General features: G+C 50.9%; 2 protein-coding genes. Both read left to right on the top strand.

Annotation, left to right across the window (positions count from 1 at the left end):
* Positions 1-187 precede the first annotated feature (187 nt).
* Positions 188-24,556: an Ig-like domain-containing protein gene (locus FJM67_RS05020; protein ID WP_140587581.1), complete on the top strand. Its 24,369-nt coding sequence runs from the start codon at positions 188-190 to the stop codon at positions 24,554-24,556.
* A gap of 49 nt (positions 24,557-24,605) precedes the next feature.
* Positions 24,606-25,889 (top strand): TolC family protein, encoded by a 1,284-nt coding sequence (locus FJM67_RS05015; RefSeq protein WP_181161433.1) that lies wholly within the window; start codon positions 24,606-24,608, stop codon positions 25,887-25,889.
* Positions 25,890-25,910: the final 21 nt, after the last annotated feature.

Genomic DNA, 25,910 nt, shown 5'->3' with positions numbered 1-25,910 from the left:
GGCGCTATTGGGTCATAAGTAGTTGCGGTTTAGACTTTTCTATCAGTTTATTTGATGTATTCAATTGGCGCTCTCGATTTAGTTGGTTGCTTCATCGCCAGTGTTGTGTAAGATTTGGTCTCTAATCTCTTAAGAATCCGCTTGGATTTTGTTCTTCTTTTAAAAAACCGCTTCAAGGAGCAGGGACTTGGAACAGCTAGATATTCCCGATTTACAAAGTGTTCGTGTTGTTGGTTTTGACCTGCAGCTTAAGAATGAACAGGGTGAAAACGTTGTTATCAAGGATGCCTTGGTAAAGATCGCCTCCGGTCAGATGGAAGTAGTATCTGGTGGTGAATCTGTCTCCATTGCCCAAATCGTATCTTCCTCGAATCTAAACCTTGACCAGGTTGAGAACGTCTTTCTTGAAAACGTACTCACTGAAAATGGCACGGGTGCTGGTGAAGGAATGTCACCGATTGAGGAAGATGTTCCAGAAGAGCTCCCTAGCGAAAGCGAATTGCGCCTTCAACAGCTAGCAGAAGAAGCGGCTCGTCTTGAAGCACTTAAAGAAGAAATTGAAGCCAAAGAAGCCGAACTTGCTGCCAAAGAAAAAGCATTGGAAGACGCTGCGGCAGCGGAAGAAGAGCTAGCTACGATTGATCGCCAAGACGGCCCGTCCGAGGTTGAGGACTTCGTGGTAGAAGTTCAGAACGAAGCTGTCGATCTACCAGAGCAGTTGCTTTCCAATAATGAAAGTGACAGTAATGGCGAAGAAACGGGCTCCGGCGCGAAGAAAGTACTGCCGCAGCCTGTAGTACAGCAAGTCACGGTATCCAGTTCGTCTGGTTCCTCTGTGCCGAAACAAGGGGATATTGAAGAGGAAGCAGAAGACGTCACCCTGACTGTCGGTCTGGATTCCGCTAGTGATTCTGGTATCACCGGCGACTTTATTACCAATGTGAATCAGTCACTAGTATTCACCGGGCGAGCCAATGCCGGCGCAACCATTTCCCTAACGGTGAATGGTGTGGCAGAGCAAACGACTGCTGATGGTAGTGGTACTTGGAGTATCACGGTTGCGCCCGAGTTTGCCGATGGCGACTATCCCGTTATCGTGACAACGACCACCACCAAGGGCAACACCGCGGCACTCAATAAAACCCTAGTGATTGACACTGAAGCTCCGGTAATGCCTTCTGCGAGCTTAGCAGTGGAGAGCGATACAGGCGTCAGCAGTAGTGACAATATCACTAACGATGCCTTTGCAACCTTTGAAGGTCAGGCGGAACCCGGCTCGACAGTTAAGCTAACAATTGATGGTCGAACCTATTCCGCCAAAGCAGCAGTCGATGGTAATTGGTCGATTACCGTAATTACGGAATTAACCGATGAAGTGGATAAGTCATACCAAGTCATCAGTGAAGATGCGGCAGGTAATAAATCACCTATATTCAGCGATATCTTTACCCTAGATACCGAAATTCAATTTGATGGTGGGTTGGTTGCCCTGCGCGATAGCAATGTCGTCGGTGATGAGGTGACCAACTATACGCGCCCAACCTTCGCTGGTACCGGTGAGGTGGACGCAGTCGTTATTTTGAGGCTCAATGGTTTAACCTGGCAAACCACGGTGCAAGCGGATGGCACTTGGACGATTGATCCAGCATTACAATTAGAAGATGGGCGTTACGCCTATGAGCTAAGCGCAACCGATATCGCAGGAAATAATAAGGTTCTGTCAAAAACTTTAGTTATCGATACGGTAGCACCTGAATTAACCGCTCGGCTGGATCCAAGTAGCGACTCAGGCCGCAGCGACACTGATCAGCTCACCAACGAAACTACTCCGCGTTTCTCTGGGGTAACAGAACCAGAAACGTCGGTTGAACTAACGATTAATGGGGAAACTTTCCCAACCACCTCTGATGCGAGTGGCAACTGGTTTATCCAGCTGGAACAGCCCCTAGCCGATGGTGAGTACGAATATTCGGCCATTGCGACTGATCTTGCTGGCAACCAAACTGTGGTGCAAAGCAAGCTGACTATTGATACCCAAACCACATTAACGGGTGGTCTTGATAGTGAGTCTGACTCGGGTAGTTTGGACGACGATCAGTTAACTAATGTCAATCTGCCGGTGTTTTCGGGGACGGCAGAAGCGGGTGCTCAAGTCACGTTAACTATAGCGGAACAAGATTACACTGCTACGGTAGATGCCCAAGGGCAATGGTCGGTACAAGTCACCGAAGTGCTTGAAGATGGTGTCTACGATTACACCATCAATAGTGTTGATATCGCCGGGAACTCCGCCCCTGAAGTGGCTGGCCAAGTGACTGTTGATACTGAAACTGTTGTCACTGCCCGGTTGGATCAAGCTAGTGATAGCGGCCGCGATGCTGCTGACACTATAACTAATGCGACTGAGCCAACTCTGTCAGGAACTGGCGAGGTGGGAGCAACAATCAAAGTCACGGTGGCAGAGCAGGACTACCTAACGACAGTTGGCGCTGAAGGTACTTGGTCTGTTGCAGTCGCCCAAGTCTTACAAGACGGCGACTATAGCTACCAAGTGCTGGCGACCGATCTTGCTGGCAATGAGGCGACGGCAGCAGGTAAATTTACCGTTGATACCCAAGCTCCAGCTCCATTTACTGCCCAATTAGCGTCTAGCAGTGACTCTGGTGTATCGGCCACAGACGCGATCACTAACATCTCCCAGCCAGAATTTATTGGTACCGCCGAAGTAGGTGCCGATGTCACGCTTATTATTAGAGAAAATGGTGTACAAGTCGCTGCAGATTCGGTGCGCGTAGATGAGAGTCAGCAGTGGAGTCTGACGGTTCTTGATATCCTTAGTGACGGTACGTATGAGTACGAGTTGTACGCAACTGATGCGGCGGGTAACGCAACTCCGTCAGTGACGCGAGAGGTCACCATCGATACGGTGGCGACATTAACTGGCGGCCTTGATGAAGCGTCTGATACCGGTAGCTTGGCGTCCGATGGGCTTACGCAAATTAATACGCCAACCTTCTCTGGTACAGGTGAACAAGGTGCCAGCGTTAGCTTAACGATTGATGGCAAAAGCTATCAAACAACCGTGGATGATAACGGCAATTGGCAGATTGCTGTTACCGATGAGCTATCTGATGGTGCTTATCAATATGCTCTTAACACTATTGATCTCGCGGGCAATACCTTATCTGAAGCGTTATCAGGCACGATCCAAGTAGATACTGTTGCACCGTTGAATTTTACCGGTCGTCTAGCCGCAAGTTCCGATACTGGTGCCGAGTCCGATGATAATCTGACCAATGCCACCCAACCCCAATTCGTTGGTACAGTTGAAGTCGGTTCCCAAGTAACTTTGCAAATTAATGATCAGTCATACTCCGCAGAAGTGGACGAGCAAGGTAACTGGTCGGTTACGGTTAGCGAAGACTTAGCCGATGGCATTCATAGTTATACGCTTACAGCGACGGACGCAGCAGGGAACACGACAACCTTAACTGATAGCATTACAGTTGATACTGTCACGACATTATCAGGTGGTTTAGTTGCGAGCAGCGACAGTGGCGCGAGCAATTCGGATGGTTTGACCAACGATAACCAGCCAACTTTTGCTGGTACGGGTGAAGCCAACGCCACTGTGACTTTAACAATTGGTACCCAGCAATACCAAGCCCAAGTGGATGACGAGGGTGTATGGGAAATCAAAGTCACGCAAGCGTTAGCAGACGGTGACTATGACTACACGTTATCGAGCGAAGATCTCGCCGGAAATATCGAGAGTCTGACCGATTCTGTAACCATAGATACGGAAACAGCCGTTACTGCCCAATTAGCACCGCAAAGTGATTCCGGTGTGTCCAACTCAGATAGCATTACCAATGCGACGAAACCTATCTTTAATGGCACGGGCGAAGTCGGCGCTCAAATCAACTTAACCATTAATAATCAAGGTTACACTACTCAGGTTGGTAGTGATGGCACTTGGTCATTACAGGTAACCAATGCGTTACCAGAAGGTAACTTGGATTACTCGGTAACAGCGACGGATCTAGCAGGCAATCAGGCCACCACCTCTGGTTCCTTGGTGGTTGATACCACAGCACCTACTCCATTTACCGGAGGTTTGGCGGCGGATAGCGATACTGGCTCCAGCAATAGTGACCAAATAACCAACAAAACTCAGCCATTTTTCTCTGGTCGAGGAGAGGTTGGTACGGAAGTTTCCTTGTCCATTGCTGGTAATAGCTACAAGACAGTTGTTGATGACAACGGCGATTGGTCATTACAAGTTACTAACTCCCTGAGCGACGGTGATCTAAATTACACCTTAACCTCCACCGATGTGGCGGGTAACCAAAGCACCTTGACGGGCACGGTGGTGGTCGATACGCAAGTCACTTTGACTGGTGGGTTGAGCCAAGATAGTGATACTGGTCGTTCCCAGTCCGATAATATTACCAACGATCAAACCCCGACTTTTGCGGGTACTGGTGAGCCAGGCGCGGCGATTACCGTCACGGTTGATCAAAAGTCCTACACGACGACTGTGAATGAAAGTGGCACTTGGTCAGTCACCGTGTCTGACAGCTTTGCTGAAGGCAGTCACTTATACCGCATTGAAACGGTCGATATTGCGGGTAACAAAGGCTCCCTAAACGGTCAGTTCCTGATTGATATTACCGCACCTACAGACTTCACCGGAGGGCTAAGTGTCGCCGATGATACGGGGCGAGCTAACGATGATGGTATCACCCAAACCGTACGCCCAACCTTTACTGGCACGGTAGAGGCTGGCAGCTTAGTTTCCCTCGCTATTGCTGGGAAAACCTATGCGGCTACCGTTGCCGCAGATGGCAATTGGCAAGTGACGGTCCCTACAGCGTTATCAGAAGGCGAACATGCCTATGTGCTCACAGCGACCGACGTGGCAGGCAATACATCGACTATCAGTGACAGCATTACCGTTGACCTAAGCACTAGTTTAACTGGTGGACTTGCCGCTACCAGCGACACGGGTCTTGCTAATGATGACGGCTACACCAAAGACAATACCCCAACCTTTAGCGGTAGCGCAGAATCCCTAGCGAATATCAGTGTCTCTGTTGGGGGTAAAACCTACCAAGGACAAGCAGACGCCAATGGTAACTGGGAAGTCACGGCAACGGATGCACTGGCGGACGGCGCGCATAGCTACACTATTACCGCCACGGACGTGGCCGGTAACCAAGACAGCGTAAGCGGTGATTTCACCGTTGATACGCAAACCTTTGTCACGGCTCAACTGGCCACCGCCAGCGATAGTGGCACTTCTTCCACGGATGGCCTAACTAAAGTCAATACACCGATTCTGACGGGCACCGCTGAAGTAGGGGCGACTGTCACCGTCACCGTGGGTGAGAAAACCTATAGTACTACCGCAGACAGTAACCAAAGCTGGTCATTGCAGATCACCGATACGTTAGCGGATGGTCTGGTGAGCTACAAAGTGGTAGCGGAAGACAAAGCCGGTAATCAAGCGGTAGTGGAGAAATCCTTTACTGTAGATACCCAAGCACCAGAATTTAGCGGTGGTTTGGATGCGGCTTATGACTCCGGCTCGTCCAATAGCGACGGGGTGACTAAGTTTGCTACGCCTGTATTTAGTGGTGTAGGCGAAGTGGGAGCTAGCGTTAACTTAAAAGTAGGCACCCAGAACTACACTACAACCGTTGATGCCAATGGCGAATGGCGCGTTGAGTTAAACAGTCCGCTCAATGATGGTAGCTATGCTTATCAGGCGACGGCTACGGATGCAGCAGGTAACCAAAGCAAACTCAACGGTACTATTGTGGTTGATACTGCATTGGAATTTACCGGTGGCTTGGACGGGGTTTCCGATACTGGTTTAGCCAACAACGACGGTATCACCCAAACCACGACTCCGACTTTCTCGGGCACGGGTGAGGCGGATGCCAGCGTCACCTTAACGATAGCGGGTAAGACCTATTCAACCACGGTAGAAAGCGATGGTAGCTGGCGCATTAGTGTGCCCGATAGCCTAACGGAAGGTGCGCATTCCTATAAATTGCAAAGCCAAGATTTGGCTGGTAACACCAAAACCATCAACAGCAGTATGACGGTTGATACCACGGCCCCGGTGACCTTTACTGGTGGTTTGTCGATTACCTCTGACAGCGGTAGTTTCGCCAATGATGGTATCACCAACGTCACCAAACCGACGTTTAGTGGCACGGTAGAGCAGGGCTCGTCGGTTACGTTAACCATTAATGGTGCCCAATATAATGCCGTGGTTGACAATCAAGGGAAGTGGTCTGTTACTTTGCCAACGGCGCTAGCGGATAATCAATACGAATATACTCTCACCGCAACGGACGTAGCGGGTAACAGCCGCACACTGACAGATAGCATAACCATTGATACCAAAACTGCTTTATCCGGTGGTCTATCAACAACTTCTGATACCGGAATAAGCGCGAGCGACAACCTCACCAAAGATTCTAAGCCAGTATTCAGTGGTGCAGCGGAAGCTGGCGCCCAAGTGGCGGTCACCATAGCTAATCAGACCTATACCACGACAGCGACAGAAGAAGGCGCTTGGACGGTAAAAGTAACAGATGCCTTGGTTGATGCTACTCACGATTACGTGATTACGGCGACAGATATTGCGGGCAACAGTAAATCTTTAAGTAGTTCCGTAACCGTTGATACGCAAACCGCATTGACGGCACGTCTGCAAAGCAGCAGTGATTCTGGCATTTCTAACACCGACAATATTACTAAAGTCACCAAGCCCTTCTTTACTGGTACTGGTGAAGTCGGTGCGACCGTTGTTCTGACTATTAATGATAGCAACTACAGCGCGCAAGTTGGTGATGATGGCCGCTGGTCGTTGCAAGTTGATCAAGATCTTGCCGATGGCGATTATAACTATCAAGTAGTGGCAACCGATGCAGCGGGCAACAGTGCCCAAAAGGCAGGCGCTATTACTATTGATACCACAGCACCGACGCCACTCACCGTAGCGCTTGCCAGCAGCAGCGACAGCGGTAGCTCAAATAGTGACGCCATTACCAATATCCCGACACCAAAATTGGTGGGTACGGGTGAAGTTGGCGCACAAATCAGCGTCAAGATCGATAACCAAACCCTCGCGACGACTGTGGGTGAGGATGGTAGCTGGTCAGTGGATGTGGCGACGCTAACCACAGACGGCTCCTACGCCTACGAAGTGTTACAGACTGACACGGCGGGAAATACCAGTAAAGTCACCAGTGCCTTTGTGTTAGACACGCAAATGGTGCAGATTCAGGGTGGTTTAAGTCAGGTGTCGGACTCAGGCAGTTCGACGACGGATAACATTACCAATATCACGCAGCCCCGCTTTAACGGAACTTCCGAGAAACAGGCGGCTATTACCCTGAATATTGCTGGAAAAACCTTTACCACTACTGCAGATGCAGACGGTAACTGGGTGATTCAGGTAGATCAGGATCTGCCTGAAGGTGAGCAAGCCTATACTCTGACCGGCACGGATTTGGCGGGTAATAGTTCGACGGCAACGGGTTCCATCACCATAGACACAAGCGCACCAACCCCATTTACGGCAGCGTTGAACAGCGCGAGTGACACCGGGGTTGACGCCAGCGACCGTTTAACCAAAGAGACCAAGCCAACCATTTCTGGTACTGGGGAGGCAGGTGCTGCTGTGGTTGTGACCATTAATGGTCAGCAGTACACCACAACGGTCGCAAATGATGGATCATGGCAAGTTACCGTGACGGATGCCCTAGCCGATGGTGATCATACCTTCACTGCGGTAGCCACCGATGCGGCAGGCAACAGCACCCAGCCGCTCAATGGTAGTTTTACGATTGATACGCAAACCTTTGTGAGCGGTGGTCTAGCGGCGCTGTCAGACACTGGTAGCAATAATGGTGATAACTTAACCTCCGAAGACACACCGACCTTCTACGGTAGTACCGAAGTGGGTGCTAGCGTTGTTCTGTCCATCAATGGGCAGAATATTAATGCGATAGTGGATGATCAAGGCAACTGGACGGCGACCGTTACCAACGCCTTACCTGAAGGTCAGCTGACCTACACCATGAAAGCCACGGACCTGGCTGGTAATACGGCCATCGCAACAGGCACAGTAACCATCGATAAAACGCCGCCAACACCTTTCACCATGACTTTGTCGGAAGTGAGTGACAGTGGTGTAGCGGATGACGGGAAAACTAACGATAAGACACCAACCTTTACCGGCACCGGTGAAGTAGGTGCGCTTATTAGCGCAACGGCTGCTGGGCAAACCAAAACGGCAACGGTCGGAGAAAATGGCCAGTGGTCAATTACTTTCGATGCCCTCGGAGATGGGCCAGCGCAGGTAAAAGCCACCGCGACAGATGTGGCTGGTAATCAGACCGCGGCGCTCACCTACGACTTAACCATAGACACGGTGACTAGCCTCACTGGACGTTTATCGTCGGCGACAGATTTAGGCTTTAGTAATAGCGATGGCATTACTTCTGTTGTGAAACCAACTTTTGTTGGTACCGGTGAGGCTGGTGCTACTATTGCTCTTCTAATCAATGAGAAATCCTACGCCACTACAGTAGGTGCAGAAGGTAACTGGCAGATTAGTCTGAATGAAGATCTGCCGGAAGGGGAGCTATCTTATACCATTACCGCTACGGACTTGGCGGCCAACACGGCGACGTTGACAGGAACCTTGACGATTGACCTGACGCCACCTGCAGTGTTTACCGGTCGCTTGGCTGCAGCCAGCGATACTGGAGACTCGGATAGCGATGGCCTGACCAAAGATAATACGCCAACCTTTACCGGCACAGGTGAACCGGGTGCACGGGTTACCCTATTGCTGGATAACCAGCAAACAACGACGACCGTGGATAGCAACGGCAGTTGGACTTTAACGCCAGAGTCTGAGTTAACGGCAGATGGTAAATACGTTTATGTACTGACGACCATGGATGTGGCGGGCAATACCCGTACTCTCAATGGTGAAATGACCCTAGATACCACCACCAAACTAACTGGTGGTCTGGATTATACCAGTGATACTGGTGTGTCCTTGGCGGATGGTATCACCAAGGATACTACGCCAACCTTTAGCGGCTCTGCCGATGCGAACGCTACGGTAACCGTTACCATTGACGGTAATGAGTACCAGACCACAGCCGCTGCCAATGGTCGCTGGCAAGTCACCGCGACAACGCCGCTAACCGATAGCATTAATGGCACCGAGTACAATTATACCATTACCGCAGTTGATCCAGCAGGTAACACCGCTACTCCAGTTGAGGGCAGTTTCACACTAGACTTAGTCGCGCCGGTTCCTTTCCAAGGTGGCCTAGATGCCAGTTCTGACAATGGTGCTAGCAGCACAGATGGCGTGACCAACGACACGACTCCGACTTTCTCGGGCATTGTCGAAGTTGGCTCTACCGTCGCGGTAGAAATCAACGGTAAGCAATTTGATGCTACCGTTACCAGCTCTGGTAACTGGCAGCTCACCATTCCGTTTGCGGATCGGCTCAGTGACGGTGAGCACAGCTACAAGTTGATCGCCACCGACACCGCTGGCAACCAAGCCATCATCGACAAAACCATTATGGTTGATACTCAAGCTCCTGCTCTGACCGCGCGCCTAGCGGCGGCTTCGGATTCGGGTGATAGCAATAGCGATGGTATCACCAAAGTGACCTTGCCTACCTTTAATGGTACAACCCAGCCAGGGGCTGTGGTGGAACTGACGATTGCAGGTAAATCTTACCTTGCAACCGTAGAAGACGACGGAAACTGGCGCGTGCAGTTGACTGAAGCGCTAGCGGAAGGAGAGCAGAATTATACGGTGACTGCCGTTGATTTAGCCGGTAACACGACGACAGTGAACGGCTCTATCACCGTGGATACTTCGGCACCAACACCATTTACCGCGAAATTAGACAGCGCCTCTGATTCTGGGGCGGCGAACGATGACAATTTAACCAAGGTTACCAAACCGGTCATTTCTGGTACGGGGGAGCCCGGCAGCCATGTCAAAGTCGATATTGCCGGTGCCCAATACACCACCGATGTGGATCAATCCGGCAATTGGTCGATTACAGTAGGGACGGCATTATCGGCTGGGGAGTATAGCTTCTCGGCTACGGCAACGGATGCGGCTGGCAATACCACAGCTCCGGTAACTGGCAGCTTCGAAGTCGATATTCAAACGGCTGTGACTGGTCGCTTGAGTGCCAGCAGTGATACCGGTAACGACAACAGTGATGGTCTAACCAAAGAAACCAAGCCAACTTTCAATGGCACCGCAGAGATTGGTGCTGTTGTTACCTTAGCGATTGGTGGCAACACCTATGCGGCGCAAGTTGATGAAAGTGGCAACTGGACGGCGCAAGTCACCGATGCCTTAGGGGATGGGGAGCAAGCTTACACCATTACCAGCACGGATTTAGCGGGCAATACTGCAACCAGTACGGGTTCAATTGTTGTCGATATTCAAGCTCCGCAAACACCGTTTACTGTGGCGCTGGCCGCTGCGAGTGACACAGGCACAAGCCAGACCGATGCTTATACACAAGATGCGACGCCTACCCTCGTAGGAACCGCTGAAGCAGGCAGTCTTGTGACGATTACGGTTGATGCGATCACCCGTAGCGTCGAAGCCAATGCCAGCGGTTTATGGACTCTGACCTTCCCAGAGCTTAGCGATGGCGCTAAGTCTGCCATGATTACCGTGACCGACGATGCGGGCAACGTGGCCACCATGTCAGACTATGCCTTCACTATCGACACCGTCACCACAGTCACCGGTGCCATGAGTGCGGACAGTGATAAAGGCTTCTTGAACACTGACGAGATCACCAACGTCACCACGCCGTTCTTTAACGGAACTGGTGAAGCGGGTGCGGCGATTGTTTTAAGTATTAATAGTAAAACCTACAGCACCACCGTCGGTAATGATGGTAACTGGTCGGTGCAGGTGACGGATGCCTTGCCAGAAGGCAGCCATGCTTACACCATTACCGCGACGGATAAGGCGGGCAATACAGCCACTGACACTGGCACCGCGAAGATTGACCTGACCGAGCCCCAGAACTTTACCGGTGGTTTGGATACGGCCAGTGATACTGGTACCAGCAACGCGGACAAGCTAACCAATGACACCACGCCAACCTTTAGCGGTACTGGGGAAGCGGGTTCCCGTGTGACTTTGACCTTGGATAATCAATCCAAGACGGTCACCGTGGATGAGAACGGCAACTGGACAATTACGCCAGATGCGGCATTGACCACGGCAGGGGATTACAACTACACCCTATTGGCGACGGATATTGCTGGCAATACCAAAACCCTCACTGGTCAATTTGAATTGGATTTAGTGGCGGAGCTAACGGGTCGTTTGGATGCCGCCAGCGATGTGGGCCTTGCGAACAATGATAATGTGACCAACGTCACCACGCCGATCTTTAGCGGCGCGGCAGAAGCCGGTTCGGTCGTGACCTTGACCATTAATGGTAAGGACTACAGCACCACGGTTGCCGACGGACAAACCACTTGGTCGATCCAAGTGACGGATGTTCTGCCAGACAGTGATGGTACGGATTACCCTTACACCATCAATGCGGTGGATTACGCGGGCAACAATGCGACGCCTGTGACGGGCACTATCACGGTGGATACCTCCATCCCAACGCCGTTTACCGGTGGCTTAGCCCAAACCGAGACCAGTGATACCGGCCGTTCTCAGGATGACACCATCACCAACAACCGTTTGCCGACCTTCGAAGGAACGGTAGAAGCGGGTGCTAAAGTCACCCTGAAGATCAATAACGCTGAATACCAAGCGACAGTTACCGGTACCACTTGGTCTTACACGCTACAATCTGACCAAGAACTGCCTGCCAACGGCACTTTGAACTACACCATTGAAGCGCAAGATCAAGCGGGTAATATCAGCACCCTAAACCGCACCATTACCCTCGACACCACAGATCCGTCGGTGGATAGCCGTTTAGCGGCGGAGAGTGATAGTGGTGTATCGAACAGTGACAACCTCACCTTCGACACCACGCCGACCATTAAAGGTACCAGTGATGCCAATGCGGATATCGAAGTTACCTTCACAACGACCAACAAGACTTACACGACTCGTGCAGACGGTGATGGCAACTGGTCGATTACGGTACCAGACAGTGACGCACTGGCTGAAGGTGATCAAGCCTATACAGTCAAGGCCACGGATGTGGCAGGTAATGAAGAAAATATAACGGGCACAACCATCGTTATAGATACAACGGCACCGATCAACTTTACCGCTGGGCTTAGCCAAGCCAGCGATAGTCAAGATAACCGCAACGGTGCTGGTACCAACTCAGATGGCATTACTAATGACACTACCCCAACCCTAACCGGTACGGTAGAAGAGGGCTCTACGGTTAAGGTCACTGTGGCGGGTAGTACTTACGATGCGACCGTAAACGGTGCCACGTGGACATTAACCTTACCAACCCTAGCCCAAGGGGACTACAGCTTCAGCGCCGTTGCCACCGATGCCGCGGGCAACAGTACGGATCCAGTAACGGGCGACTTCACCATCGATACCGCGGTGAGCACCTTTACCGGTGCCTTACAAGCCGCTTCCGATTCAGGTGATAGCAATACGGATGGCTTAACCAATATCACCACACCGACTTTCGCCGGTACGGTAGAAAAAGGCTCGGTGGTGATCCTTGAGATCAACAATAAAACCTACAACGCCAATGTGGATGCCAATGGCAACTGGACAGTACAGGTAACTGATGGCCTGAACGATCAAGAGCACAGCTACACCTTAACGGCGGTGGATAAAGCGGGTAACGAGCAGCAACTAACGGGCTCCATTACCGTAGATACCCAAGCCCCAACGGCGGGCTTTACCATCGACCTTGATCCAGCCAGTGACTCAGCGGTCAACAGCGATGACTACACCAACATCAACACCCCTACCGTTAAAGGTAAGGGTGAAGTGGGTGCCGAAGTCACCGTCACTGTGGATAGCCAAACCAAAACCACGACTGTGGATGACAATGGCGACTGGTCAATCCAGCTGGATCAACTGGCGGATGGGCTCTGGACGGTTGAAGCGACCCTAACGGATAAAGCGGGTAATACGACTGCCGCCATCAACACCAGCTTTACCGTGGATACGGTAACAACCGTATCTGCTCGTCTGGACTCCTTATCCGATACCGGCAACCTCACTAACGACGGTATTACCAATATCGCCACACCGAAATTCAGCGGTACAGGTGAAGCGGGAGCCATCGTCGCCTTTACCATCGACGGGGAAACCTACAACACCACCGTTGCCGCCAATGGTAAATGGGAAGTGCAAATTCCAGGCGAAAAAGCACTGATCAGTGATGACTACGACTTTACTGTGGTGGCCACCGATAAGGCTGGTAATACGGCAACAACAGGCGGTTCGATCACGGTTGATTTAGTCACGCCAACCATCAACTTCGATGCAATTGCAATCGATAACGTGCTCAATATTGCCGAGTCAGGTCAAGCCTTGATCGTATCTGGCACGACGACGGATGTGGAGAATAATCAGACATTAACGCTAACGCTGAATGATAAGCCTTACACCACCAAAGTAGTCGACAATAGTTTCAGTATCGAAGTCGGAGCCAGCGATGTGGCTGCGTTGACCAATGCCAGCTACACCCTAGAAGCGCAAGTCGCGGACGTGGCGGGTAACAGTGTTACCGAAACAGCGACCTTGGCCACCGACTTATCCGCCCCCAATGTGACCATCTCAACCATTGCTGGGGACGATTACATTAACTTGATTGAATCCCAGTCAAATGTGGTAATTTCAGGAACAGCGACAGGGGCTGAAGACAACCGCACAGTATTTGTAACAGTCGGGGCAAGCACTTACGAAACGACGGTGAGTAACGGTAATTGGCAGCTCAGTTTGACGCCAGAACAAATCAGTTTGCTGCCAAACAATCAAGCAACCAGTGTTTCAGCATACACTACGGATTTGGCGGGTAACCCATCTAATACGGCCACCCGTGTCGTCAATAAGGATGTGACGCCACCATCACTGACTGTGAATGATATTGCTGAAGACAATGTGATTAACCTTGCCGAGTCCCAAGACAAGGTGACTATCTCTGGTACAGCAGTGGGCGTTGATAATGGTTTGAATGTTACCTTAGTACTAAACGATAAAACCTATACCAGTGAAGTTAACAACGGCAACTGGTCGATTGATATTAATGCCACCGATATAGGTCAGCTCAATGATGCTGGTAATTACACCTTGCAAGCCAGCGTAGCGGACATAGCGGGTAACGTTACCGAACAGCAAAAGAGCATTACGGTCGACAAGACCATCCCAGAAATCGCGATCAACGCGGTGGCTGGGGACGGCTACCTAAATGCTACCGAAGCGGGACAACCCTTGCTGATCAGCGGTACCACGGTTGGCGTTGAAGATGGCCGTGTGGTTACCGTGAGGCTAAATGGTCAAGAATACTCAGCCACTGTGAGCAATAGTGCGTGGTCAGTACCGGCATCTGCGCTAGCCAATGCCAATTTGGTGGACGGGCAAACCTACGAAATTACCGCCAATGTGAAAGACCGTGCTGGTAACCCTGCGTTGGAAGCAAGCACGAATTTGGTGACGGATTACACCAAGCCCACATTGACGATTGATCCTATTTCCGACGATGGCTATATCAATGCCGCGGAGTCCTCTGCCAACGTGTTGGTATCAGGGACAACGGATGCGGAAAACGGACAGACGGTAACCATCAAACTGGGCAACTACACGACTACCACGACGGTCAATAATGGAGTCTGGTCGAAACAAATCCCTGATTCAGTGATCAGCCAATTAGAGGACGGTGATTACTTCGTCAGCGCCGATGTGACAGACCGTGCCGGTAACCAAGCGGATACTGCAACACGCCCCGTCACCGTGGATACCACTGCGCCGGTCATTAGCGTCAACACGCTAGCAACAGATGGCTTATTGAATTCCGTTGAGCAGAACGAAAACCTGACAATCAGTGGCACCACCGATGATGTGGAAGACGATCAAATATTGACAGTGAGACTGAATGAAGTTGACTACGAGGCGACCGTTACTGGAAATGCTTGGTCGGTGACAGTGCCGAAGGCCGATCTACAGGCCTTGCAAGATGCGACGAATTATACCGTAGCGTTTGCGGTATCAGATAAAGCGGGCAATACCGGTAGCGTCAACCAAACCTTAACCACGGACTTTACCCCGCCCACTATTGCCATCGATGATCTAGACGATAACGTCTTGAATATTGCTGAACGTGGTCAAGACTTAGCCATAACGGGAATAACCGAGGGTGCCGAGCAAGGTCAGCAAGTTACCGTTATTTTCAATGGCAACAACTACACAGGCACCGTTGGCAATGATGGTTCTTGGTCGGTTACTGTACCAGCCAATCGTTTAGGTGCATTGGATGACGCCACCACCTATGTGATCCAAGCCAATGTATCAGATTTATCTGGCAACCCAGCGACCACAGCCAACTTGTCTGTCACGACGGACTTTACCAAGCCAGCGGTTACCTTTGCGTCGATTACTGATGATACTGGCCATGCCTATGATGGCACCACCAGCAGTGATTTTTACACCTCGGATAAACAACTGGTGCTGATGGGAAATACCGAAGCGGGCGCAACGGTGAAAGTCTACAACGATGCCAATCAATTACTTGGTAACGCCACAGTGCAGGCTAACGGTGCATGGTCATTTGATTACAGTGCGACCATCCTGGGTGACGGCACACATACCTTTATCATTGTGGCAACGGATCCGGCTGGCAACAACAGCGACCCAGTGCAACGGTCAGTGACTGTTGACAGCTCAGCTCCGACGGTTACTGTCGATCGTGTCTCCCCGGATACTGGCTCCGTCACAACTGATGGTGTGACCAACTCGCAGACACTGAAATTCCACGGTACGGCGGAAGCCGATGCCTGGGTGGAAGTGAGTCTAGATGGCAGCAAAATTGGCCAAGTGAAAGCAGACAGCAGCAGTAACTGGGTATTTGATTACACGGGTACCACCATCGGTGAAGGCCCCCATAGTCTTTCGGTAGTGGCGTTGGATAAAGCGGGCAATACCAGCAGCAGCGACAGCTACGATTTCCGTGTGGATGTGACAGTGCCAAATGCTGCCATCACCACCATGACGGACGACACCAATATCACCAATGACTGGGAAAGCTCGGACACGACGCCAACTTTCTCCGGTACTGCGGAACAGGGTAGCAAACTAGAAATTCGCGTTGACGGCACCTTGGTGAAAACCATTGCCCAAGTAGGACAAACGGGCACTTGGTCGATTGCTTTTGAAGAATACAAAGCCGCCCTTGGCAATATTTCCGCCCTAGCGCAAGGGGATCACAATATCAGCCTAACGGCGACGGATATTGCAGGTAACAGCTATACCACGACCCAAGCCTTTGTTGTCGATAGCATTGCCCCAGAACTGGCCATTACCGCCATTGCGGACGATAGCAAAATTGCCGGCGACTACTACACCAATGACGGCACCTTGACCTTCAGCGGTACGGCAGAAGCGGGCTCGAAAGTCGTGCTCAAACTAGGCACCACACAAATTGCTGACCTCACAGCCAGTGCCCAAGGCACTTGGAGCTATGATCACAACGTGGATCTTGATCATGGGGTCTACACCTTGACTGCCACCGCCTCCGACGTGGCAGGTAACAGCACGGTGAAAACCCAAAGCTTCACCGTCGATAAAGAGAACCCCAATGCGGTAAGCGCGGCTTTGGCAGCAGATACTGGTGTGGCTTCGGATGACTGGATTACCCAAAACGGCCAGATCAATGTAACGGACCTAGAAGCCAATAGCACATGGCAATACAGCACCGATGGTGGTAGCACTTGGCAGAATGGCACTGGGACAAACTTTACCCTAGCGGCTAATAGCAGCTACGGCGTCGGTCAAGTGCAAGTGCAACAAATTGACTTGGCGGGTAACCCGTCACCATTGTGGCAAAATGGCGCGACGATTGTTACCGATACTACCGTCGCAACCCCCACTTTATCCTTACAGAGCGATACCGGTTCGGTGGATGGAGACTGGGTAACCCAAGATCGTGTCGTGCTAGTGGGTAATATCGAAGCTGGCGCAACTTGGGAATATAGCCTAGATGGCGGTAGTAACTGGACGACCGGCACGGGGAATAGTTTCACCTTAGCTGATAATCAGTCCTACGTCGCCCAAGCGGTACAGGTACGTCAGACCGATATCGCTGGCAATATCAGCCAAGCTGGTAAGGCACCGGCTATTACTACCGATAGTGTGAATCCTGCGGTAGTTACCGTGGCGATGGATGCAGATACGGGTCAAAGTGCCACGGATTGGATCTCGAAGAATGGCAAGCTCAATGTGTCCGGTGTAGAAGCCAACGGCATCTGGTATTACCGCACCAGCAGCAATGGTGAGTGGACCAAGGTGACCTCAGGCTCTTCCTTCACCTTAACGGAAGGGACTTATGCTGCCGGTGAAGTACAGGTCAAACAAGAAGACCTAGCGGGCAACCAAAGTGCGATCTGGGAATCACCACAAACCATCGTGGTTGATAAAACAGCCTTTGCCAAACCAACGGTTGAACTAGTTAATGACGAAGGCACTTTGGAGGATGATTGGGTAACCAACGATGGTACCTTTAGCGTAGGCAACATCGAAGCCGACGCCACTTGGGAATACAGCACCAACGGTGGTGTGTCTTGGACCCAAGGTAATGGCTCCAGCTTTACGGCGACTGAAGGTAACTATGCAATTGGCAAGATTCAGGTACGTCAAACTGATGTGGCTGGTAACGTGAGCCAACCCTGGTCGTCAACTAAAGCACTGGTTGTGGATACCACGCCACCAGCGGCCCCGACGGCTACCTTGGTCGATGATAGCGGTATTTCTGATTTGGATTGGTACACCAATGATGGACGCATCCAAGTAGCCGGTTTGGAAACCGGAGCCACTTGGCAATATAGCCTAGATGGTGGCACCACTTGGAACAACGGCGATACAGACACAAACCGGTTCGAGTTAGTGGACAACACCACCTATGAATCAGGGCAAGTCCAAGTTCGTCAGTATGATTTAGCTGGCAACGTGGGCCCTGCCCGTTCACTGGGTAAAATTGTGGTAGATACCATCGACCCAGCGATGCCAACTGTTGCGCTGGCTGCAGATACCGGCTCGGTAACTAATGACTGGATTTCTGGCAATGGTCAGTTGAATGTCACCCTAGAAACCGATGCTATCTGGTATTACAGCTTAAACAGCGGCGCGACCTTTACTCAAGGATCGGGTACTAGCTTTACTTTGGAAGAAGGTACTTACGTTGCCAATAGCATTCAGGTTTACCAAGTGGATAAAGCCGGTAACCAGAGCGACGTATGGCAAAGCCCACAAGTACAAATTATTACCACTCCACCAGAAGTGAAAACCGTACAACTGAAGTCCGGCTATGACACTGGCTTGAGTGATACCGATATGGTCACCAACAAGCAGACCTTGGTGTTTGAAGGCACTTTAGAAGGCAGTGTGGAGAAGGTGACCGTTACCCTAAATGGTGCGCCAGTTGATGTAACGGTGACTGGCTCAACGTGGGAATACGCGGCTCCTGCGAATTTAGCTGCGGATGAGTACACCTTCACCATCTATGCTACCGATATTGCTGGTAACGTCAGTGAAACTGTATCCAAACCAGTAATAATTGACACCAGTAAACCGGATGCGCCTACGGATATCGTGTTGACTACCGACAGCGGTACTCAGGGTGATGATAAGACCAATGTTGCTAAACCTACTTTCCAAGGCACGGCAGAAGCCAATGCTCAAGTGAAGATGGTGTTTGACTTAGGTAATAGTGTTACCAAGACTTACACCACCACAGCGGATAACAGCGGTAGCTGGTCGTTAACCGTAGGTGAAGATTTGCCGGATGGGGCATTCTCGTACATCGCCACCACGACCGACGTAGCTGGCAACGAGTCGGATACCAGTGCCAGCGGCAGTATTACCATCGATCGGACGCCACCAACTGTTACCAACGTCGAGCTGTACGATACCAGTGATGTGAAGCTAGACGATTGGCTGACCAATGATGCCACCGGTGACTTCAAGCTAACCGGTACCGTTGAAGCCAATGCCACGGTTTATGTGTATAAAAATGGTAGTGCCTTGGGCAATGCCAACACTGATGTCGATGGCAATTTCGAATATGAATTTAATATCGGTACCTTTGCGGAAGGCACCTACAGCATCAAGGTTCAGGCCAAAGACGATGCGGATAACCTCAGTACGGCATTTACCAAACAATTGGTGGTTGACCGTAGCATTGAACTGACCGGTGGCCTAGAGCGAGGCTCGGATTCCGGTGTGGCAGATGGGGATGGTATTACCTCTGATACGACACCAACCTTTAGCGGCACCACGGACCCACTAGCAACGGTTACCATCAAAATCGGTGGCACGAGTGTTTCTGTTGATGCCGACGCGGCAGGGGCCTGGACCTATACCCCTGGTGCGGAAATTACCGAAGGAACCTATGGTTGGATTATTTCTGCGGTAGATGCGGCAGGCAACGATACCAATACCTTGGGCACCAACCTGACCGGTACCATCAAAATTGATACTACGCCACCGCCATTGAGCAATGTGGGGGTTCAGGCAGACTTTGTCGATGGTACCGATGACACTACCAATGAGCGTGAAATCACCATCATTGGTCAAAGTGAGGCGAATGCCTACATTACCTTGCAGATTGACGGACAGGAATTTACTGGCCGCGCCGATGGTAATGGGGATTTCAGTATCACCACCACTACCCTCAGCTACGCTAACCATACCTATAAGGTGATTGCTGCTGATGCCGCTGGTAACGAATCTGAATTCACTGATATCGTAATTATCCAGCCAGACTTTGTACCGTTGGAATTCGACCTAGCGGACGCTTCAAACTCCGGCAGTTTGGATGACTTCTTGACCAATGAAAACCGCCCAGTGATTGAAGGTAAAGGAACACCGGGTTCTAACTTGACCTTGGTTATCAAGGATTCACAAGGTGCCACAGTGAAGACCTACACCACGACGCCAGCTTCTTCTGGGGACTGGCAGATCGCGGTGGATATGGACTTGGCCGATGATGTTTACACCTTCGAAGCAACATCGGTGAAAACTGGCGTACAAAGTGATGATGAAACCCATACCATCACCATTGATACGCAAAACACCCTGACCTTTGGTCTGAGTGAATCGACGGATACCTCCGGCGGGAATGGGATTACCAGTGCCTCTTCGGTAGAAATCACCGGCACCTCAGATGTGGGAGCCAGTGTATCGGTCATTGTTTACAACGACCAAAATGAAACGGTATCGACCCAAAGTGCGGTTACCAAAGCCGATGGCACCTATTTGCTCGCTATCCCAGGACTTGGGGAAGGGGTCTACACCTATGTGGTGACCTCCGTGGACAAAGCAGCCAACAGCATTGGTGGTGACGTCCAACATACGGGTACTTTTACCATTAACCGGGTACCGCCAACCATTACCGGTGCCTTGCACCCAGACGATGACAGCGGTGATTCCAACTCAGATGGTATCACTTCGGATAACACCCCGCGTTTCACCGGAACCATTAGTGGCGAGTACAACGAGCTATATGTAGAGCTAAACGGCGTAAAACGCTATGTGTACCAAGAAGATGCCAATGGCAATGTGCTCGTGGATCTTGTTGATGAAAACGGTGACTGGGTATTGCCGATCACGACGCCTTTGGCCGACGGTTACCATAACTACAAGATAGTGGCGACCGATGCCGCCAATAACGAGGCATTGATCCAGAACTCCATTCGGATTAAGACGGATATCGAATTTACCACGTACCTAGAAAACGACTCGGGTGATTCGAATACTGACTTTATTTCCAAAGAAACCAGTCTCGTATTCAAAGGCATCACTGAGCCGGGTAACACCATTGTTGCCAAGCTCTACGATAGCAATGATCAGTTATTGGATACCTTGAACCTAACCTCCAATAACTCGGGCTACTATACCGCTGACTTTGGGGATAACTTCGCTCCGGCGACTTACAAAGTCGTGTTTAATGTATCTGATGCGGCGGGCAATACCCACGATTTGACCATCGAAAATGTCATTATCGACACCGCCGTAGCGGACTTGACCATGGACTTTGACTCTACCTCCGATACCGGAACGGTAGAGCTATGGGGTGATGGTGTCATTGACGATGGTATTACCAATGTCTCTAACCCTGTCTTTACGGGAACGGGTGAGCCTAAGTCCATCATTACTATCACCCTCAAAGACAGCAATGATGCCATCGTGAAGGAAACTACGGCTTACGTCACCTTGAGTGGTAACTGGACTTACAGCCCAGGTATATTGGCGGATGGGGACTACACCATTTCGGCGGTCGCCAGCGATGTGGCGGGGAACGTGTCTACCACTCCGGCAACCTTGGATTTCACCATCAAGACAACGGCTCCGACGCTTACTTGGAACAACGTCTACGATACCAACGACGATGGCATTATCAACGAGGCGGAATACGCGGCGTCCGCAAACCCAGGTACCATTCGTTTCACCGGTACCGGTGATGCGGGCGACCGTGTGACACTAACCATTGCAGGACAGCAATTTACGGCGGATGTGGACAATGACGGTAACTGGGTGATCGATACACCCAAGTTCCCAGATTTGGAGTACCCATTTGTGTTGCAAGCGGAAGACCTTGCTGGCAACACTACGACAGTGAACAACAGCATTATTCTTGACTCGGGTATTACCGCCAGTATCTGGATGCGCGAAGAAGATGACACCATGTACAAGCTGGATGAAATCACCAGCAATACCAACCCAGGCTTTGGTATCTTGACCGAGAAGGACAACGATATTCGTGTGGTGGTGCGTTCTGGCACGCCAGATGGAGCGGTGCTCTATGAGGAAAGCTTCAAGGCAACTGCCAACACCTTTACTTGGAAGTTACCAGAAGGCCAGACCTATGCCGACGGTACTTATTATGTGAAAGTATTCGCTGAAGATATCGCGCTGAATACGGCGCAATCCAGTGATCTGCGCTTTATCATCGATACCCAGGTAGCGGCACAAGCGGCGGTGCAAATCAATGCCGGCAATGAAAACTCTTACCGAGATGCAGTCGATGGGGTGTACTACACCAACATCACCCAGTTTACTGTGCGAGCCAGTACGGAAAGCGAGATCTACCACATTCGTATCGAACCAGTGGATACCAACGTAAGCGGAAGTTGGACCCGTACCAGCAGTGATAAGGTGAATAACGTGTTCAACGTGCGTTTACCACAGACACTTGCTGACGGAACCCATGAGCTAAAAATCACTTGGACCGACCGTGCTGGTAACACCGTTAGCGATACCATCACAGTAGATATCAACGACCGTATCGATACCTTCACTTGGTCGGTGGATAACTTCACCAAAGACGGCGATTACTACTACAGCTCGGAAGATAATGCCGTGTTTAGCGGTACAACCGATGCAGGAGCCACCGTCAAAGTTAATATTGATGGCAACAACTACAGTACCACCGCTGATGCCAATGGCGACTGGACGATTACCGCAACAGGCCTAACAGATGGTGTCTTCCAAGCCAACGTGCGCGTGGACGATAAATGGGGTAACTGGACTTGGACTGGGGATCAGGTATTTGTAGTGGATACCTTCGCGCCGACCTTTAACTACAGCGGTGGTGCCACTGACCAAGATACCGGCGACGATATTTTGTGGAACAGTGATGCCCGCATCCTATCTGGTCGAGCAGAACCTAATACCACCTTGACTATTGCCATTGATGGCGGGCAAGACCAAGAGATCGTGCTGGATGGAGCAGGCTATTGGACCTTTAATATGGAAGGTCTCGCTGATGGCAGCTACAACGTTGTCCTAACCGATACGGATAAATCCGGTAACGACACGACGAAATCCTTCGCGGTACAAATTGATACCACCGCACCGACTGCTACCATCACCTTGGGAGATGATCTGCTCAAGGGTGGCGACAGCACCACGGTCACCATCGACTTTAGCGAAGCGGTATTTGATTTTGCCCTAGAAGACATGAGTGCGGACAACGGCACCTTGAGCAATCTAGTGAAGGTCAGCGATACCCAATACACAGCGACCCTAACCATAGATGCCAATGTGGATGCGGGTACCAACGCGGTGAGCCTCGCCACTACCTATGCCGATTGGGTGGGTAATGTGGGCACTATCGCCACTAGCGCTAACTATGTTATTGATAGCACCGCACCGACGGCGACCATCACCCTTGGCGATAGTCTGTTAACGGTTGGGGAAGATACCCAAGTGAGTATCCTGTTTGATGAAGCCGTCACTGGTTTCACGTTAGCGGATCTGGTTGCGGACAATGGGGTTCTGTCGAATCTACAACAAGACGGCAACAACCCCTTGTTGTGGACAGCGACGTTAACACCGACCGCCAATACCGAAGCAAACGGCAATACGGTACGCCTCGGGGCGGGTTACACCGACCAAGCTGGCAATACCGGTACCATCGCTACCAGTGCCGCTTATGAATTGGATACCAAAGCACCGACGGTGACGGCTATTGAATTGTCCGATACGGCACTCAAAGTCGGAGACACAGCGACCGTGACCATCCAATTCAGTGAAGTGGTCAATGATCTAGAGTTGGCTGATATCACAGCAGCAAACGGTACGGTATCGAATTTGCAGCAAGATGGTAACGATGGCAGTAAATGGACCGCAACCTTTACGCCAAATTCCGACACGGAAGCCGCCAATAATCAGATCAGCGTTGCCAATGGCTTCACCGATGTACACGGTAACGCTGGCATAGGCGGGGTAAGTGCTAACTACGGCATCGATACCTTGGCACCGGCGGTAACGGAAGCTGGTCTAACGGTAGCCTCTGACAGTGGCCTATCACAGACAGATAACATCACCAACGTAAACCAGCCAACCTTTGAGGGAACCGGGGAAGTAGGCGCAACCATCAATATCGCGATTGCCGGTCAAGGCGCTAGTGCAACCACAGTGGTGAATGTTGATGGCAACTGGAGCGCAACGTTAAATAGCAGCTTGACGGATGGCACGTACCAATACACAGTGACCGCCCAAGATGCAGCGGGTAATATCACCACCTTGGCGAGCAGTAACTTGACCATTGATACCCAAGCGCCGACAGCCAGCGGCGTAGTTGATCCCGTTGATCAGGCTACCAGTATCAGTGGCAGTTTGGCTGGAGAAGAAGGTGCTTTAATCGAGGTTGACCTAAATGGTAGCGACTACGGCAATGCGAGCGTGGCAAGTGGTACTTGGTCAATCAATGGCAATACCTTCAACAGTGGCGACGCTGTGGTGGTTACCGTCACCGATGTGGCTGGCAACAGCAAAGTAGAAGATGAATTCAACATTGTTTAATTTACACGGATGCTCGGCGGTCAAAGATCGCCGAGTAGAGGAGTTAACATTGCAGTACTTTACACGCTCTTTGGTGTCGTTAAGCCTAATGGCGGCTTCATCTTTATCCCTTGCCAATACCTACCCAGTAGGTCTAGATGAGGTTTACCAAGCGGCTTTATCCGTTTCCAACGAGTATCGGGCGACCCAACAGGAAGCCCAATCCAACCAAGCGTTAGCTGAAGCCGAGCAAAAATACTACATGCCCAAAGTTCAACTAACCGGTGAATGGAACCAATATTACGGTGCCCAAACTCCGAGCCCAGAAACCACCGATGCCCTTAAATTGAACGTGGATATGAAACTCTGGGGCACCGGCGTTGACGACAAACGTAGTGCCGCCCAAAACAATACTGCCGCGAGCGAGCTATTGGTCACGGGTATGGAACTGTCGGTATACCAAACCGTATTGCGCTATTTGGCGAAGATCGAACGCACCCGGGAGTACCTCGCCGACAACGAAATCATCGCCCAGCGTCTCGATGACTATGTGCAGAAACAGCGCAACGCGTCCGACGAAGGCTCTTCTTCCTTAAGTAATTTAAAAGAAGCCGAGCTGGAACTGAGCAAGTTCAAAGATGCTGTATCCCGCGTGCGGGCCAGCATTGACCAAATGTTCCGTAGCCTCAGGGAAGAAACCAACTATCAAACTGAAACGCCGGAGCAGGTGGGTATTAGCCAAACCATGCTGACGCAACTACTGGCCCAAGATATCTCTCTAGTCACCACGGAAGAAGTGTGGCAGCACAATGTGGAACTGCGTAACCGAACCTTGTTGCTCGATGGGCAGCTTAACACGGCCAATGCTCAGCGGGAGCGTTTTAGCGTATCCCTCGTCAACGAAACCCAATTAGAAGTGTTGGGCAGCGACGAATGGGAAAGTGGTGATGTGAAAAATGCCTCCTACATTGGCCTTAAAGCCACCTATGACTTGTTTAACTACCAAAACAGCCAGAGCCAGAAATCTGCCTACCACCTATACGAAGCCGAAAACGAGCGGGTAGATCTACTCAAAGAGCAAATGGCGGCCCAGCTCAATTCTCTACAACAGGAATTTCTGGATACCAAAGACAAGCGGGAGTCCTTGTTAGAGCAAATCGCCCTCAACGAAGACTTGGTTCAAACCCAAGAGCGAGAACTGCTGATCAACAAGCTGGAATACGTGGATATTGTCAAAAGTTTAGCTGGGCTAAATGACTCCTACGCCAAACTATTGAACTATGATCTGGCATTAATTGACTCGGTAGTCGATACCATGGCCCTGCGGTCCCAGAGATTGGCCATTAATGACTAACCTTAAGGGGAAACTGGCGGT

Origin of the sequence: Maribrevibacterium harenarium, from assembly GCF_006385675.1 — a bacterium.
Lineage (GTDB): Bacteria > Pseudomonadota > Gammaproteobacteria > Pseudomonadales > Marinomonadaceae > Marinomonas > Marinomonas harenarium.
The sequence above is the reverse complement of the archived record's forward strand: the minus strand, read 5'-3'. Positions and strand labels throughout refer to the sequence as shown.